The organism is Rhizobium sp. CF122, assembly GCF_000282035.1.
GTDB lineage: Bacteria > Pseudomonadota > Alphaproteobacteria > Rhizobiales > Rhizobiaceae > Rhizobium.
Genome location: NZ_AKKA01000023.1, coordinates 79,106 through 95,233 on the forward strand (window position 1 = coordinate 79,106; position 16,128 = coordinate 95,233).

Annotated in this window: 17 protein-coding genes; 10 read left to right on the forward strand and 7 right to left on the reverse strand. The window is 60.8% G+C overall.

Annotated features, from left to right (window positions below; all coding sequences use genetic code 11):
- The first annotated feature begins 3 nt into the window (after positions 1-3).
- The 4 genes from PMI09_RS05920 to queF all read left to right on the forward strand — a co-directional run bounded on the left by PMI09_RS05920 (position 4) and on the right by queF (position 4,453).
- Positions 4-2,163 carry a xanthine dehydrogenase family protein molybdopterin-binding subunit gene (locus PMI09_RS05920; RefSeq protein ID WP_007789893.1) on the forward strand — a complete coding sequence of 720 codons (2,160 nt, stop codon included), beginning with the start codon at positions 4-6 and terminating at the stop codon, positions 2,161-2,163.
- An 11-nt stretch (positions 2,164-2,174) separates the two neighbouring features.
- Entirely contained in the window at positions 2,175-2,828 is a 654-nt protein-coding gene (locus tag PMI09_RS05925) for a hypothetical protein (protein ID WP_007789894.1), read from the forward strand.
- 245 nt (positions 2,829-3,073) lie between these two features.
- Positions 3,074-3,988 carry a CDF family cation efflux transporter EmfA gene (gene emfA / locus PMI09_RS05930; protein WP_007789895.1) on the forward strand — a complete coding sequence of 305 codons (915 nt, stop codon included), beginning with the start codon at positions 3,074-3,076 and terminating at the stop codon, positions 3,986-3,988.
- Complete coding sequence (gene queF / locus PMI09_RS05935; RefSeq protein WP_007789896.1) at positions 3,989-4,453, forward strand: preQ(1) synthase; 465 nt, start codon at positions 3,989-3,991, stop codon at positions 4,451-4,453. It begins immediately after the preceding gene.
- Positions 4,454-4,484: 31 nt separating this feature from the next.
- Here the strand turns inward: queF and PMI09_RS05940 are convergent, their stop codons facing one another.
- Both PMI09_RS05940 and PMI09_RS05945 read right to left on the reverse strand, forming a co-directional pair.
- Complete coding sequence (locus PMI09_RS05940) at positions 4,485-5,279, reverse strand: glycosyltransferase family 25 protein (protein WP_007789897.1); 795 nt, start codon at positions 5,277-5,279, stop codon at positions 4,485-4,487.
- A gap of 146 nt (positions 5,280-5,425) precedes the next feature.
- Entirely contained in the window at positions 5,426-6,229 is an 804-nt protein-coding gene (locus tag PMI09_RS05945) for a DUF2076 domain-containing protein (protein ID WP_007789898.1), read from the reverse strand.
- 216 nt (positions 6,230-6,445) lie between these two features.
- Between PMI09_RS05945 and PMI09_RS05950 the strand changes: the two genes are divergently transcribed.
- Complete coding sequence (locus PMI09_RS05950) at positions 6,446-7,033, forward strand: ATP-dependent Clp protease proteolytic subunit (RefSeq protein ID WP_037082079.1); 588 nt, start codon at positions 6,446-6,448, stop codon at positions 7,031-7,033.
- Between the two features lie 85 nt (positions 7,034-7,118).
- On the forward strand, positions 7,119-7,850 hold the full coding sequence (locus PMI09_RS05955) for a class I SAM-dependent DNA methyltransferase (RefSeq protein WP_007789900.1): 732 nt from the start codon (positions 7,119-7,121) through the stop codon (positions 7,848-7,850).
- A gap of 21 nt (positions 7,851-7,871) precedes the next feature.
- Here the strand turns inward: PMI09_RS05955 and PMI09_RS05960 are convergent, their stop codons facing one another.
- A complete protein-coding gene (locus tag PMI09_RS05960; RefSeq protein ID WP_007789901.1) occupies positions 7,872-8,903 on the reverse strand; it encodes a MerR family transcriptional regulator in 1,032 nt (343 codons plus the stop codon).
- A 198-nt stretch (positions 8,904-9,101) separates the two neighbouring features.
- Here PMI09_RS05960 and PMI09_RS05965 point away from each other — a divergent pair, with 198 nt between their 5' ends.
- The 3 genes from PMI09_RS05965 to leuA all read left to right on the forward strand — a co-directional run bounded on the left by PMI09_RS05965 (position 9,102) and on the right by leuA (position 12,333).
- Positions 9,102-10,286: a benzoate/H(+) symporter BenE family transporter gene (locus tag PMI09_RS05965; protein ID WP_007789902.1), complete on the forward strand. Its 1,185-nt coding sequence runs from the start codon at positions 9,102-9,104 to the stop codon at positions 10,284-10,286.
- 45 nt (positions 10,287-10,331) lie between these two features.
- Positions 10,332-10,457 carry a hypothetical protein gene (locus PMI09_RS32510; protein WP_274533072.1) on the forward strand — a complete coding sequence of 42 codons (126 nt, stop codon included), beginning with the start codon at positions 10,332-10,334 and terminating at the stop codon, positions 10,455-10,457.
- A 160-nt stretch (positions 10,458-10,617) separates the two neighbouring features.
- Entirely contained in the window at positions 10,618-12,333 is a 1,716-nt protein-coding gene (gene leuA / locus PMI09_RS05970) for a 2-isopropylmalate synthase (protein WP_007789903.1), read from the forward strand.
- 107 nt (positions 12,334-12,440) lie between these two features.
- On the opposite strand, the gene PMI09_RS05975 is transcribed toward leuA, so the two are convergent.
- The 4 genes from PMI09_RS05975 to PMI09_RS05990 form a co-directional block, all read right to left on the reverse strand.
- Positions 12,441-13,283, reverse strand: coding sequence for an anti-sigma factor family protein (locus tag PMI09_RS05975; protein WP_007789905.1), 843 nt, complete (start codon positions 13,281-13,283; stop codon positions 12,441-12,443).
- A gap of 1 nt (position 13,284) precedes the next feature.
- Positions 13,285-13,791 carry an RNA polymerase sigma factor gene (locus PMI09_RS05980; RefSeq protein ID WP_007789907.1) on the reverse strand — a complete coding sequence of 169 codons (507 nt, stop codon included), beginning with the start codon at positions 13,789-13,791 and terminating at the stop codon, positions 13,285-13,287.
- A gap of 167 nt (positions 13,792-13,958) precedes the next feature.
- The gene (locus tag PMI09_RS05985; protein WP_007789908.1) at positions 13,959-14,519 is read right to left on the reverse strand and encodes a hypothetical protein; all 561 of its coding nucleotides are present in this window, start codon (positions 14,517-14,519) and stop codon (positions 13,959-13,961) included.
- A 148-nt stretch (positions 14,520-14,667) separates the two neighbouring features.
- Positions 14,668-15,576, reverse strand: coding sequence for a metallophosphoesterase family protein (locus tag PMI09_RS05990; protein WP_037082036.1), 909 nt, complete (start codon positions 15,574-15,576; stop codon positions 14,668-14,670).
- 113 nt (positions 15,577-15,689) lie between these two features.
- Here PMI09_RS05990 and PMI09_RS05995 point away from each other — a divergent pair, with 113 nt between their 5' ends.
- Entirely contained in the window at positions 15,690-16,127 is a 438-nt protein-coding gene (locus PMI09_RS05995; protein ID WP_007789910.1) for an NUDIX domain-containing protein, read from the forward strand.
- The last annotated feature ends 1 nt before the right edge of the window (position 16,128 follow it).

Sequence of the window (16,128 nt, forward strand, 5' to 3'; positions counted from 1 at the left end):
GACATGACCATCCAGGAGATTTCAACCACGCGCCGTGCTTTCCTCGCCGGAAGCGCCGGTCTCGTCATCGGATTTGCGCTGGCGCCGAGGATTGCCGCCTTTGCCGCCGAGAAAGGCGAACAGGCTGGCGGTTCGGACGCGCTCGTGACACTCAACACTTTCGTGAAGGTCGGGACCGACGACACGGTGACGATCCTGTCGAAGCATATCGAGTTCGGGCAGGGGCCGTTCACCGGTCTCGCGACGCTGATCGCGGAGGAACTCGATGCCGATTGGGGGCAGATGCGTGCCGTGCATTCGCCCGCCGATGACAAGATCTACGCCAACCTTGCTTACGGTCTGCAGGGTACCGGTGGCTCTACCTCGATCGCCAATTCCTACGAGCAATTCCGCAAGGCAGGAGCGACGGTACGCGCCATGCTCGTTGCGGCTGCGGCCGATGAGTGGAAGGTTCCGGCAAGCGAGATCACCGTCGAAAAAGGCCGTGTCAAGCATCCCGGTTCCGGCAAGGAGAGCGGCTTCGGCGCCCTGGCAACGAGGGCCGCCGCCATCAAGCCGCCGGCCGACATCGAGCTGAAGGATCCTGCAAAGTTCACTCTGATTGGGCAGGAACTGCCAAAGCTCGACACCGTCTCCAAGACCAACGGCCAGGCAATCTTTACGCTGGACATCGTGCCGGACAATCTGCTGGTCGCGGTGGTCGCCCACCCGAACCATTTCGGAGCAACGGTCAAATCGTTCGACGATCGCGAAACGCGCAAGGTGAAGGGTGTTGTCGACGTCAAGCAATTGCCGCAGGGTGTCGCCGTCTATGCCGACAACACATTTGCTGCGTTGAAGGGCCGTTCGGTCCTGAAGGTCGATTGGGATCTTTCCAATGCGGAGACGCGCTCCAGTGACAAGCTTGCAGCCGACTATGCGAAGGCGCTGACGGAGGAGGGCGTCACTGCCGCCGAGAAGGGCGATGTCGAGAAGGCCTTCGGCGACAAAGGGCTGAAGACCCTCGAAGCGCAGATCATCTTCCCGTTCCTTGCTCATGCGCCCATGGAGCCGCTTGACGCCGTTTTCATCAAGGCGGCGGATGGCAGTCTCGACGTCTACAATGGGGCCCAGTTCCCTGGCGCGGACAAGAATACTGCGGCAAAGATCGTCGGGCTCGATCCGTCAAAGGTCCGGCTGAACACACAGATCACCGGTGGCAGCTTCGGACGCAAGGCGCAGTTCGGCTCGCCCTATATGCAGGAGGCGGCCGCCGCCTTTGCGGCGACCGACCAGTCGCGCCCGGTCAAGCACATGTGGACGCGCGAGGACGATATCCGCGGCGGCTATTACCGGCCGATGTATCTTCACAAGATGCGCGGCGCCATGAATGCGGATGGCCGCATCGTCGCCTGGGACCAGGCGATCGTCGGCCAGTCGATCCTGGGCAAGGCGGATCTCGACAGCACATCGGTCGAGGGGGCTTCGGACCTGCCTTACGACGTGCCGAACCTCAGGGTGATCTCGCATAATGTGAAGCTTGCCGTGCCGCCGCTCTGGTGGCGATCTGTCGGACATACGCATACCGGCTTTGCGGTCGAGACCTTCCTTGACGAGCTGTTCCAGATGGCCGGCAAGGATCCGGTGGAAGGGCGGCTCGAGCAGCTGAAGGAAGATTCGCGTTACGCGGGCGTGTTGAAGAAGGCGGCGGAGCTTGCTGATTGGGGCGGGAAGATACCGGAAGGCAGACAGCGCGGCGTGGCCGTGGTCAAGAGCTTCAACACCTATGTCGGCCAGGTGGCGGAGGTGTCGGCCGGGGCCGACGGAACACCGCGCGTGCACAAAGTCTGGTGCGCGGTCGATTGCGGCGTGGCGATCAATCCGAACGTCATCAAGGCGCAGATGGAGGGCGGCATCGGCTACGGTCTTGGTGCGGTTCTGTTCGATGCCGTGACGCTCGGCGAGGGCGGCGCGATCATGCAGTCGAACTTCCATGATTACCGGTCGATCCGGATCAACGAGATGCCGGATGTCGAGGTGGCTGTCATCAAATCCGGCGAGCCGCCCACCGGTGTCGGGGAGCCCGGCGTGCCGCCGGTCGGGCCGGCGACCGCCAATGCCTGGCGGCGGCTGACCGGCACACCGGTTCGCAGCCTGCCAATCGTTGCCGTGACGACAAGCTGAGGGAGGCGGACATGAAAAGCAGACTGGCACTCGCCTGCGCGGCAGGCGGCCTCTCCCTTCTTGCGGCCTTGCCCGCCTCGTTCATGGCGCTGGCGCAGACGGCGCCTTTGTCCGACAAGTCGACACTCAAGCCCGTGGCATCCTTCTCGTCGATCGCCGATCAGAAAGCGCGCTCGGTCGCGCTCTTCAAAGAGGCGGGCAAAGTGATCGAGCATCCTCGATGTCTGAACTGCCATCCGGCGGGCGACAAGCCGCTTCAGACGATAGCCATGCATCCGCATCAGCCGCCAGTCACCCGCGGCGACGGCGGCATGGGCGTGCCTGGCATGATGTGCAACACCTGTCACGGCGCGGAGAATGCAACCATCGTCGGTCAGTCGCCGACGTTGAAGAGCGTTCCCGGCAATCCGGCGTGGCATCTGGCGCCGATCGAAATGGCATGGGTGGGCAAGTCGCTCGGCGAAATCTGTCAGCAGCTCAAGGACCCGACGCGCAACGGCGGCAGGGATCTGAGCAAGATTGTCGAGCACATGTCCCATGACAACCTCGTCGGCTGGGGCTGGAACCCGGGCGAGGGCCGCGAGCCAGCACCTGGCACCCAGGCGGAGTTCGGTGAACTGATCAAGGCCTGGGTCGATACAGGAGCCGCCTGCCCGGCAGGCTGATGAAAATAGCGCCAAGCGCTGGTCAGTCCTGGCGCTTGGCCACACCGAGGTTCATCTTCGAAGTCAAATTTGCAGAGCGAAATTACATCGGTATTTCTCGCCGCGCGATTTGACAAAATATGCATTGTCACCATATGAGCTTCATGGGCCGCCTGCGCGATTTTCGCGCGGGCGGTTTTGCGTTTGAATGGTCTGGTTTGTGCAATTCATTCGCATCCGCATCGATGTCTGCGCAGGGGATGAAAATGGACGAAAAGGGCAATCTCACGGTTCGGCGGCTGGCGCTCTGGGGTATCCCGATGTCGCTCGGGGTCATGGGCCTGAAGATGGTCGCATGGCAGGTGACAGGCTCGGTGGCATTGCTGTCGGACGGGCTGGAATCGACAGTGAACGTCGTTGCCGCCTTCATCGCCTTCTTCGTCATCCGCTATGCACAGAAGCCGGCCGATCACGATCATCCGTTCGGACATCACAAGGCGGAATATCTTTCGGCCGTGACCGAAGGCGTGCTGATCGTCGTGGCGGCGCTGTTGATCGTGAATGAAGCGATTGGGCATCTCTCCGATCCGCGGATGTTGGATGCGCCAGCGCTTGGTCTTGCGATCAACTTTGTCGCCGGCGTGATCAATGCCGTCTGGGCGCAGATCCTGATCAGGAGCGGGCGCAAGTATCGCTCGGCGGCGCTGACGGCGGATGGCCAGCACATCATGTCCGATGTCGTCACCTCGGTCGGCGTCCTGGTCGGTCTGCTGCTGGCGCTGGCCACCGGCTACGCCATCTTCGATCCCGTGCTCGCCATCCTGGTTGCCGTCAACATTCTCTATCAGGGCTGGAAAGTGATCTCGCATTCGATCGGCGGCCTGATGGATCAGGCGGTCACGCTCGAGGAGGAGGAGGCGATCAAGCAGGCGATTGCCACCCATGCGGCGGGCTCGATCGGCGTGCATGACCTGAAGACGCGCCGTGCTGGCACCGTCACTTTCGTCGATTTTCATCTTGTCGTGCCGGCCGCCATGTCTGTAAGGCAGGCGCACGATATCTGCGATCGCCTTGAAGATGCCATCCGTGCAGCGCATCGGGGCTCCAGCATCGCCATACACGTCGAGCCAGAGGGCGAGAAGGCCCACGGCATTCGCGTCAAAGTCATCAAGGAGGCTTGAATGCCCAAAACAGATGTATCCAACCTGTCCATGCTGGGCAGCCAGACGGAATCTCCGAAATCACCGGAGGAAGCGGTGCTAGAGCGCGTGCCGTCGAGCCATGCCGGCACCGACTACGTCGTCCGCTTCACGGCACCAGAATTCACGTCGCTCTGCCCGATGACGGGTCAGCCAGACTTCGCCCACATCGTGATCGATTACATCCCCAACGAATGGCTGGTGGAATCGAAATCGCTGAAGCTGTTCCTGCATGCCTTCCGCAATCACGGCGCCTTCCATGAGGATTGCTCGATTTATATTGCCAAGCGGCTGGTCGAACTGCTCGACCCGAAGTGGCTCAGGATCGGTGCCTACTGGTATCCGCGCGGCGGCATTCCGATCGACGTTTTCTGGCAGACCGGCAAGCCGCCCGAGGGCGTTTGGCTGCCCGATCAAGGCGTCGCCACCTATCGCGGTCGCGGCTGAACCCTGGCGATTTGGTTGAGAGGCCTGGAATTCAAACGTTGTCGCGGTCGAGTGCAAACTTGGCGACATCCATTTGAATCTGGCGCTTCTCGCTGCGAAGGCCGGCTCTCAGAAGATTGCGCGCCTTCACGAGTTCGAGACGCAAGCGCATCAAATGCTTGCCCAGCTTGCTCTTTGGCCTGAACGTATCGTCCTCGGATGCCCGAAGGAAAGGCGCCTTGTTTGCGCTGTCTTCGAGAAAGCGCAATTGGACCACGGGGGCCGGTTCGATCTGAAAGGCCGTAATCCACGATCTATGCCAGAAGTATGCATCGACCAATGCATAGTTCTTCGTGTCTTGAAGCATTTTCGCGGCTGCGCGTGGCCCTATGACATAACCCGCCAAGCCGAGCCGGTTTTGAAAGACGCGCGTCGCCCGGTGGCCGCTGTGATCATCGGTCCAAAGCGGTGACTTCGCCATGATATGGGGCAGGGGTACGAATTCCAGATCGTAGACGCAGTTCCAGTCGTCGTCACGGTCGCGGATAGTCCTTATCACTTCGGCAATATCGCTCGAAAGGACGGCATCGTCCTCCAGGATGATTGTCTTTTCATTTCGCTCTACGACGGCATTCCATGCCATTCGATGCGAGGTGAAGCAGGCTATGTCCTGGCGAAGCGTCGGACTTGGCCAGTTGTTGGCCGCTTCCTGGCAGGCCTCGAGAGATAGGTCGCTTGCCTCGAACGCGTCGAGAAAACGATATTCCAATCCGAGTCTCGCCATCTGCCGAGACTGATAATGCCTTCTCTCGTTCTCGGACTTGCGACTGATGATAAGGATATTCAACAGATCTTGCCTAGTAGATGGCCATAGCGTCCAAATCTTATTGAGAACTCTGTCTCTATCGTCAAGGTTGATCGTCGATGCCTCACGATGTCCACGCGTGGACGCGGCAACGATCAGGCGGTCTCCGGGAAGGCCGCCAGACCGCGTCAGACATTGAAGCTGTCGTCATTGCCGAAGTCGGATTGATCGTCATCGGCGGAATCGTCATCATTGGTGTCGTAGTCGGCTTGCTGAACACTGGCAGTGTCGTTGTCGTCGTTATCGCTTTTCGTGTTGTCGGCTGCCTGCTGCTTGTCACCATCGTTACTGAAATAGTTGTTGATGACCGTCTCTTCTGTCGGCGCGTTGCCGAAGGGATTGTTACCGGCAAGCGGTGAACCCAAGCCAAGCGACGACATGTGGCTCCCGAAGATACCGCTTAGCGAATTGGCAAGCAGCATGCCGCCTGCGACGCCTGCCGCCGTGCCGAGCGCGCCTTGCAGGAAGCTGCCACCTGCGGAAGGCGCCGCCGCCTGCGGGCTCCATGGCCCGGTCGGCTGCTGCGGCATGGCGCGGGGGGTGTCGAAACCGCGATCCTGCTGGATCTGCTGGCGCGGCGCGCTTCCCCATGGACCGGAGGAGGGCGGCGGCGCCGCCGGCTGCTGGGGCGGTGTCTGGCTGGTGCCGAAGATCGAACTGAGGAAACCGCCGCCTTGTTCGGCCTTGTGATATTCGCTCTGGTCGGCCTCGAGCACACGAATGCGCTCCTCCAGCTGCTTGATATGATTGGCGGCCGCTTCCAGCCCCTTTTCCTGCACGATAACGGCCTGCGCAAGATAATAGGTGGCATAGGGCTGCTCGCTCGTTGCCTGGTCGATCAGCGCTTCGGCGTCATGGTCACGCGGCGTTGCCGATGCGGTGCGGACACGCTCGAAAAGGGCGGTCAACAATTGGCGTTCTTCAGGTGACATGGCCGGTCTCCTTTGTTGCTGGCGATCTCGCGCCTAGGGATGACGTAGGAACGGATTTCGACTTTTCAAAGCCGTGCCAAGTTACATTTCGGTAAGCCGCGCCGTCTGCCTAACCATATCTTCATCCGTTCCGTGGCTTGTCTTTTTCCCGCATTGTTTTACGCATGGAGTCGCACTATGTGCGAGGAACCCGAATTCGACGCAAGAGAGGTTCGAATGTACGAAGAAGAAGAACAGGACGACAAGACGAAGGAACTGCCGCTCGGCAAGGAAACGGAGGCGAACCTTTTCAAGTCGCGTTCGATCTTCATCTACGGGCCGATCACGCAGGAACTCGCGCAGAAGGTCTGCACGCAGCTCGTGGCGCTTGCCGCGGCCAATGACGACGATATCCGCATCTACGTCAACTCACCCGGCGGCCATGTCGAATCCGGCGATTCGATCCATGATATGATCAAGTTCATCAAGCCGAAGGTCTGGATGATCGGAACGGGCTGGGTCGCGTCGGCCGGCGCGCTGATCTATGTCGCAGCGCCGAAGGAGCGGCGCATTTGCCTGCCGAACACGCGCTTCCTGCTGCACCAACCGTCCGGCGGCACGCGCGGCATGGCTTCCGACATTGAAATCCAGGCTCGCGAGATCATCAAGATGAACGAGCGTCTGAACAAGATCATGGCTGAAGCAACCGGTCAATCCTACGAGAAGATCGCTGCCGATACCGACCGCGACTATTGGCTGTCTGCGGAAGAAGCCAAGGCCTACGGCCTCGTTTCGCGCATTATCATGTCGCAGTCCGAGATCTGATTTCGTGCTATGAAAAGCGCCCTTGCTTGCCGGCTGGCAGGCCAGGGCGCTTTTTCATTTTCGTACCGAGCCGCGGAGTTCCAACATGCCCGATCTGCATTACGAGCATCCGCGTCTGGCAGCCCTCTATGATCTTGCTTGCGGCTGGTCCGAGGACCGGGATTTCTACCTCTCGCTGGCAGACGGCGGGCCGAAGTCAATCCTCGATCTTGGCTGCGGCACCGGGCTGATCTGCGATGCCTACGCAGCACGCGGTCATGACGTGACCGGCGCCGATCCCTCGGCACCGATGCTCGATATCGCGAAGCGCAAGCCGCATGGCGACAGGATCGAATGGGTCGAGTGTTACTCCCAGGATTTTCGATCCGAAAAGCGCTTCGATTTGATCATCATGACCGGTCATGCCTTTCAGGTATTGCTCGACGAGAGCTCCATTCTCGCCACCTTTGCTGCCATGCGCGAGCATCTGGCGGATGGCGGCTGCATCGTCTTTGAGACCCGCAATCCTGAAATAGACTGGAAAGCCCGCTGGGACGGCGGTGCGTTCGAGGTCGTTCACGGCGGGCTTGTCGTTCGCAAGACGCGCGACGTGGTCTCTTACGGGGAGGGGCGGATCCATTTCGAAACTCGCTATCAATTCCCCGAAGAGACGCTTGTCTCAAAAAGCGAGCTGCTGTTTTTGCCGTGCAGCGATATCGAACGGCACCTCGAGGCTTCCGGGCTGCGCGCCGAAGCCGTCTATGGCGATTGGGACCGTCAGCCTTTCGACCTGCGGACCTCCGAGGAGATGATCTTCGTCGTCCGGCGCGCTTCGTGAGTCAGGCAGCAAGGCACACTCTCAAGCAACGGCGGGCCGCCAGGCGATCACGGCTTCGGTGCGTGCACGGACATCCGGCGACGCCAGGCAGGTTGCGACCACCTCATAGCCGGGTGCACCAGGGTAGGGATGCACGGCCATCGGTGGACTATGGTTGGCCGGGCAAAAGATGATTGCCTCATTCGGTGTCACGATGCAGAGATCCAAGATCACCTTCGAACGCGTCAGCATGAAAAGAGCGCGTGCGGTTGAGGAGCGGTTGCGTAGGTAAGACATCAGGGCCTCCTGCGTGGCCTGATCCAATCCTTGCTCGATCATGTCGATGATCAGCACTCCCTGATGCTCCGTCTCCAATTCGGCAAGAAGTGCATACAGGGCGGGTGAGCCGGTGGCGCCCTCATCGACAAGCCAGTCGAGGGCTTGCAGGAAGCGCGCCCTCGATGCCGGATCCGTATCCAATCGCTGATCTATGTCCGCGCTCGTCAGGCCAGCGCGATCAAGGCCAAGGAAGCGGGAATTCGGCAACGCCTTGGCAATGGCATGGGCGAGCCGCGTCTTGCCGCTTCCAAGCGGACCGATGATGTAGTTCAGAGCCTTGACGTCTCGCAGTTCAAAACGTTCACCGCCCCATGGCCACGGCAGGTCGAAAGCCGCAAGAACCGGAGACCTAGGCATGATCGAGGTCAGGTCGGCAGCGGACGGGGCGTGCCCCGCCGCGATGGAGCTGCGGAACATCGCGACGCGACCGATCGTTTCGGTGAGCCGTTGCACACCGTTTTCGAGCGATGCCTGATGCGAGGCGAGTGCTTGTTCGAGGCCGCCGCGATCACCCTTCAGGACCTGCGCAATCTGTGTGAGGCTGAGGCCGAGTGCGCGAAATGCGACAATCTCGCCAGCGCGTGCCATCTCATCGGGCCCGTATGCGCGCCAGCCGGAAGATGTGCGCAGGGGGTCGACGAGGCCGCGTTGCTCATAGATCCGCAAGGCCTTGATGGAGATACCTAGCCGCGCTGCCGCCTCGGACGGGCTCAAAAAGTGTGCGGAATGACTCACGACTCACCTCTTTGGTTGTTTGTCGCCCTGCTTATCGGGGCAGCCCCGGGGGACAGGTCAACAGTATTTCGAACATTGGCGGCGTTTCTTTGCAGGTCGGTTCGATGGTGCAGGAGAACGGAACTTGGCCGTCGCGGACTTGTGTTCTTTCCGCGTGTAATGCTCCATGCGGCAGTTGCATTCAGTTCGAGTCCCGCCATGCTCAAAGACTTCTCCGTTCAAAGCCTGTTTATGGGCCTCCTCACTACGTTCGTGGGGTTTGCCAGCTCCTTTGCGGTCGTGCTGCACGGCCTGCAGAGTGTCGGCGCGACGGATGCGCAGGCGGCATCGGGCCTCATGGCGCTATCAATCGCGCTGGGGCTCTGCGCGATCGTGCTGAGCTCCGTGACGCGGCTGCCCATCAGCATTGCATGGTCCACGCCCGGCGGGGCGCTGCTTGCAAGTACCGGCGTGGTCGAGGGCGGGTTCAATGCGGCGGTCGGCGCGTTTCTTATCTGCGCAGTGCTGATCGTGATCGCCGGCCTGTTCAAGCCGCTCGGCCGGGCGGTTGCGGCCATTCCCGCGCCACTCGCCAATGCGATGCTCGCTGGTGTGCTGATCGGGTTGTGCTTTGCGCCGGTCAGGGCGATCGGCTTCAATCCGTCGCTCGGCTTGCCGATCGTATTGGCGTGGATCGCCGTTGGCGCCTTCAAGCGACTCTGGGCGGTGCCGGCGGCTCTAGCGGCCTTCGTGCTTGTGGTTGCCTTCGGCGTTGACATTCCCGAGGGGGCGTTGGGCTCGATCCAACAGGTGCTGCGGCCGCCGGTCGAGTTCGTCATGCCCGTCTTCAACCTGCCGGCTTTCGTCTCCATCGCCCTGCCGCTTTTCATCGTGACCATGGCGTCGCAGAACATTCCCGGCATCGCCGTCCTGAAGGTGAACGGCTACGAGCCGAAACCCGGCCCGCTCTTCTCGGTGACGGGCCTCTTTTCGATCCTATCAGCGCCGTTCGGGGGGCATGCGGTGAATCTGGCTGCCATCACAGCTGCAATGTGCGCCGGCCAGGACGCGCATCCCGATCCCGCGCGACGGTATTGGGCCGTCCTCGTCTCAGGCATCTCCTATGTCATTCTCGGACTACTGGCAGGCGCGGTGACGACTTTCGTGGCCCTGGCGCCGCCAATCCTGATCCAGGCGGTGGCTGGACTGGCACTGGTCGGCGCTTTCTCCGGCTCGGCCATGGCAGCGTTCCAGGCACCGGAATCGCGAGAGGCGGCGGCCATAACGTTTCTGGTGACGGCATCCGGCGTTTCCTTTGCGGGAATCTCCGGCGCATTCTGGGGATTGCTCGCCGGAGGGTCGATGCTGGCCCTGTCACGTTTTGTGCAAGCGGCGAAAAAATAGACGGAGGGATTGCCAGTTTTTTGTACCCCGGCTATAAGCGCGGCCATGAAGAACACGGGCATCATGATTTCTGAGCAGATTGCACGCGGGCGTATCGCCCTGCGCGACAATACGCGCGCCCTGACCTCGCTTCTTCTCCTCGGCCTTACGCGCGGTTGCCGGGTCCGTTGAGGAGCGCCCGGCGGCCGAAAGCCCGCCCAGGCCATCGCTCCTCGTGACCAATCCCGAAAACTGATCAACCGGATGCTTTCGCACCGGATTCGTCATCGCCAAGCCAGACCCGATACGCTATGACGCGGCTGGCCAGATGACGGGAAGAGGAAGAGAAGACATGGACACGAACACCCGCTCCCAAACCAAAGGCATGCCCGAGGCGGCGATCAAGTATCGCGCCTATCCGCAGGTGAACATCCCTGACCGTACATGGCCGTCCAAGACGCTGACCAAGGCGCCGATCTGGTGCTCGGTCGATCTGCGCGACGGCAACCAGGCGCTGGTCGACCCGATGGGCCACGACCGCAAGGCCCGGATGTTCCAGTTGCTGCTCGACATGGGTTTTAAGGAAATCGAGATCGGTTTCCCATCGGCATCGCAGACGGATTTCGACTTCGCGCGCTGGTGCGTGGAGCAGAGCAACGTACCTGATGACGTGTCGCTGCAGGTGCTGGTGCAGTGCCGTCCGGAGTTAATTACCCGTACGTTCGAGGCGCTGGAAGGGGCGAACCGCCCGATCGTTCACTTCTACAACTCCACTAGCGAATTGCAGCGTCGTGTCGTGTTCGCCAAGGATGTCCAGGGCATCAAGCAGATCGCAGTCGATGCGGCGAAGATGATCTCCGACATGGCTGCCAAGGCTGGCGGTGGCTACCGCTTCGAATATTCGCCGGAGAGCTTCACCGGGACCGAACTTGAGGTGGCTTTGGATATCTGCAACGCCGTCATAGAGGTGATGAAGCCGACGCCTGACAATAAGCTGATCATCAACCTGCCGTCCACGGTCGAGATGGCGACGCCGAACGTCTATGCCGACCAGATCGAGTGGATGTGCCGCAATCTCGACAATCGCGAAAACCTGATCATTTCGCTGCATCCACATAACGACCGCGGCACCGGTATCGCTGCTGCCGAGTTGGCCTTGCTGGCGGGTGCAGATCGCGTCGAAGGCACGCTGTTCGGCAATGGTGAGCGCACCGGCAACGTCGACGTCGTCACCATGGCGCTGAACATGTTCACTCAAGGAGTCGATCCGGAGATCGACTGCTCCAATATCGTGCGCATGAAGGAAGTGTTCGAATATTCGAACCAGATGCCGATCGGCGAGCGCCACCCTTATGTCGGCGAACTGGTCTACACGGCTTTCTCCGGCTCGCACCAGGATGCGATCAACAAGGGCATGAAGGCGATCAAGGTTGCCAACCACCCGGTTTGGGAAGTGCCTTACCTGCCGATCGATCCGCAGGATGTCGGCCGTACCTACGAGGCGATCATCCGCATCAACTCGCAGTCCGGCAAGGGCGGCATCGCCTACATCCTGCAGCAGGATTACGGGCTGAACCTGCCGCGCAACCTGCAGGTCGAGTTCCGCGAAGACATCCAGCGGATCACCGACGAAGAGGGCAAGGAATTGCCGTCGAAGCGCATCTACGACCGTTTCATCGAGCGCTACGTGACGCAGCCGGTAGGCCGCATCAAGTTCGTCGATCACCACACCTATGCCGATCCGGAGCACAAGGGGCAGCGCATCGTCGCCGCCGAGATCACCGACAACGGCGAGACGAAGCGCATCGAAGGCAAGGGCAATGGCCCGGTCGACGGCTTCGTCAACGCGCTCTCGCACTATCTCGGCATCGACATGTCGGTCGAGGACTATTCGGAGCACTCGCTGCAGCATGGCTCGAACGCTGCGGCCATCTCCTACGTCGAGACCTCCTATCCGGGCGGCAAGCTCTTTGGCGCCGGCATCAGCACGAACATCGTCGGTGCATCCCTGGAGGCGATCGTCTCTGCCGCAAACCGCGTGCTCGAGGTCAAGGCTGGAAAGGCCTGACGCGCTCTGGTGCAGCGGACTATTCCGCTGCACTCCTTCCTGGACAGTGCCGAGAATTTTTAGGCGTCGTCATTCGGGCGGCCGCATCGTTGCGGCCTACCCGAACATCAGATCGATGCCGCAACCTGCATGGCGAGCTGGCCGAGCGACGCTTCCGACGATGGGCCGATGAGCACATAGGACGTGCCGGCATTGTGCCAGGCAACCACCCCGATCTCGTCCTTGATCGTTTCTTTGAAATCGTCGGTCTCCGAGGGCAAGCTGTCCTTGCGGAAGCAGATGGAAGCCAGATCGCCATCGGAGCTCGTGTAGACCAGCTGGCCGACCGGCCGGCCGTCGCCGATGAAGACGCGTGCACCCTGGAAGGTCCAGCCCTGATCCGACAGGTCAGGCACGCGGAATGCAACGCCAACCGTTGAGGTCAGCCAGGTGGAAATTTCCTCCGCCTGCGTCGACGGCACCTCGAAAATATGACGCGGCTGGCGAGCGATCAGGCGTTGGTTGGCGATGACGTCTGTCAGCCATTGGCTGGAATCGGCGGCGGCTTCGATCGTTGCCGGGGGTGCCGATTGCATCGTGCTGGTGCTGCCGGCGGCGAAAAAACCGATGCCGCAGCCGGCGATGAAGAGGATGATTGCTGCCGCAAGAGCCTGTGGCCCGGTCGGCGCAAGCTTAAACGAGGGCCGCGAAACGCGCGAGGCAACCGGAGCCTTCGGTGGCTGTGCGCTCTTGATCGACCGAACAAGGGCGAGGGGAACCGGTTCCTTGAGAACATCGTCGAGGCGGTGCTTTCCGAAGTCGGCGCCGTGTCGCAGCTTGTCATAGAGCCGCTTGGCACCCTCGTCGTTGGCCAGGCGCTGCTCCAGCTCCTGCTTCTGTTCGGGCGTCGTCTCGCCATCCAGCAGGGCGGTTAGCTGAGCATCGAGCGGCAGTTTTTTGAAATCGAGCAATTCAGTACCTGTGAGAATAATTGTCCGCGATGCTGGCGAAATGCAGCCTCGCCGCGGCAAGCTGCGATACGACGATGTTGATCGTGACACCCATAATATCAGCCGTCTGTTGATAGCTATGCCCCTCGACGATGACCAGCAGAAACGCGCTAGAGGTGCCTTCGGGCATCTCGGAAACCACGCGGTGGATGACATCAGGATCGACGAGGGGGGCACGGTCGCGGCTCGCCTCGCGGATATCGGTGATATTGGTTTTCGAAACGGCATGCGGCTTGCGTCGGCGATGGTCGTCACTCCATTGCTGGCGGGCGAGGGTGTAGACCCAGCTCTCCAGACGGCCTTCGCCATTCCATTGGTTGCTCTTGGCGATGGCACGCTCACACGCCGCTTGCGCGAGTTCGTCCGCACTTGCTGCATCACCTGCAAGGGTCATCGCGAAACGCCGCAGCCGGGGCAGAAGGCCCACTAGGTCGCGTCTGATATCGATGGTCGTCACGGGTTGACGCATGGTCTTTCCAAGTAATGCATGGGCGTTCAGGCAGAACGCCCAGCAGGAGATCGATTTATATCGCTTCTGTGTCCTTTATGAAACAAGTACCTGATGCTTCGCAAGCATCCGGCGGCGTATCCCACGGGTTCTCAAAGCTTTTCTTCGCTGGCACCGGTGCTGCAACCTCAATACGTGCGGTAGCCGTTTAACGTTTGCAGTAGCGAGCGGTAGGCCCAGGTCTGCTCGCCGCCCCGATCCCGGATCTCGACGAGCTGGACGCGCGCTCCCTGTACATCACCCTGTTCCACCAAAGCTTGGCCCATGTATGACCGTGCCAGAACATAATTCTCGTCGGCCTGCAGTGCCTTGCGATAATACGACATCCCCAGTTCCATTCTGCCCGCCTTGCGGTTGGCGTAGCCGAGGTAGTTCAGGATGCGCGGATCGTTCTGGTTGTTGGCAAGCTGAAGCACGGTCAGGGCGTTGTCATATTGACCGGCATAGGCAAATTCACGGGCTGCCTTGTAGAGGTCGTCATCGTTGAACGAATTCTTCTTCGGAACCACGCATTCCTTGCGCTTTACGTCCCAGACCTTGCCGGCAGTGCATTTTGTCGTCGTTTCGGTCTTTGGCGGCGGCTTGGTTTCGTCGCTCTCATCACCGATCGCAAGGGCGGATGAAGAGACAGCGATGGCAAGCGAGCCGGCCAAAGCCAGACCGCGAAGACTGATGAACGCCATGGGCATGCAATGACTCCGTGAATTGATGCTGCAGAGACAACAAGTTTACGTGGCAATCGCCAATTGCCAAGGCCTCGGATGCTTTCCGAATTCAAGATACCGTCATCTTCAGTTTCTGAATCAACTTGGCGAGACGATGATTTCGAAGGTGGCGCTAACCCTTGAAAATATCGACACTTTCACTGCATACGCCGTCGCCCATGGAGTTGATGCTGAAGCGTTCCCCGGTCAGTTCCCAGGCACGCGGAGAGCCGTCGATCGAGAACAGATTGTAGGCGGCGCGGGGCTTTAGTCCTCCTGGTCCCTGCGATGCCGAGGCGATGCCGACCACCGGGACGGGGCCAGTCTGGCCGCGCAGCCAGTGGAGCGTGTTCAAATGGGTATGGCCGTGGAGCACCAGTTCGGCGCCGCCGGTGGAGATCACGGCGCCGAAGCGGCGAATGCCGATCATCCGCTTGTGGAAGGACGTTGCGCCACGAATAGGTGGATGGTGGATCATCACGACCCGAAACAAGCCGGCTTCGCCAGCCGCGCGCAGCATGTTGACGGTGTCTCGCGCCTGGCGCTCACCAAAGAAGCCGCTGGCCGCGAAAGGGGGCGTTGCGACGGCTGTCGAGCAACCGACGATGGCGACCTTGCCGCGAACGCGGAGATAGGGAAAGACGTGGCGATCTTGCTGCCATTCGGGCGGCGCGAGGTCGCCGCGCACGTTGTCGTACCATGCACGCACCGATTTTTCGTAGGCGCCGGGAACGTAAGCATCATGGTTTCCGGGCACGACGGAATTGTCCTCGGGGTCACCGAGTTCTTTCAGCCAGGCGGCGGCGGCGCGAATCTCCAAGCCGCTTGCGAGGTTCACCAGGTCGCCGGTGACCGCCAGATGATCGGCCTGCTTCGCGCGTATGTCGTCCAGCAGCAGATCCAGCGTGCTGCCGAAAAGGTGCTTGCGCCGGTTGCGATGCCAGTTCACAAAGCCGGTAATGCGTTTGGAGAAGAGCTCGCGGACGGAAAGGCGAGGGAGCGGGCCGAGATGGATATCGGAGATGTGCGCGAGCTTGAACATGCGAGCAGACATAGCCCAGTAAGTCTGCAATTCAAACACATCTGCTTGAACGGATTAATGGAATTGGAAAAAGCGTGACCGGAACCATCCGCCCCTGGCAATCACGAGTCCTGATGCGCATCGTGCATGTCTATTTCGCGATCGCGCGCGGAATGACGATGGGTGTGCGAGCCGCCTGCTTCGATTCGGCGGGGCGCATCTTCCTCGTGCGGCACAGCTACGTGCCCGGCTGGCATATGCCGGGCGGAGGGCTTGAGCGCAATGAGACTGCCGAGGAGGCCCTGATCAAGGAACTTCGCGAGGAAGGGAATCTGCGTATTCTCGGCCGGCCTCAGCTCTTCCACATCTATTTCAACACGGCGGCCAGCCGACGCGACCATGTTCTCTTCTATAAGACCCAGGTGGAGCAGACGGCACCCCGGCCACCGGACCGGGAAATCGTCGAGTGCGGCTTCTTTGAGGTCGATGATCTGCCAGTGGGCACAACTGAAGCGACGCGCCGTCGCCTGGCTGAACTCGCGGGCGAGCAGGAGCCCGCCCACGTCTGGTAGA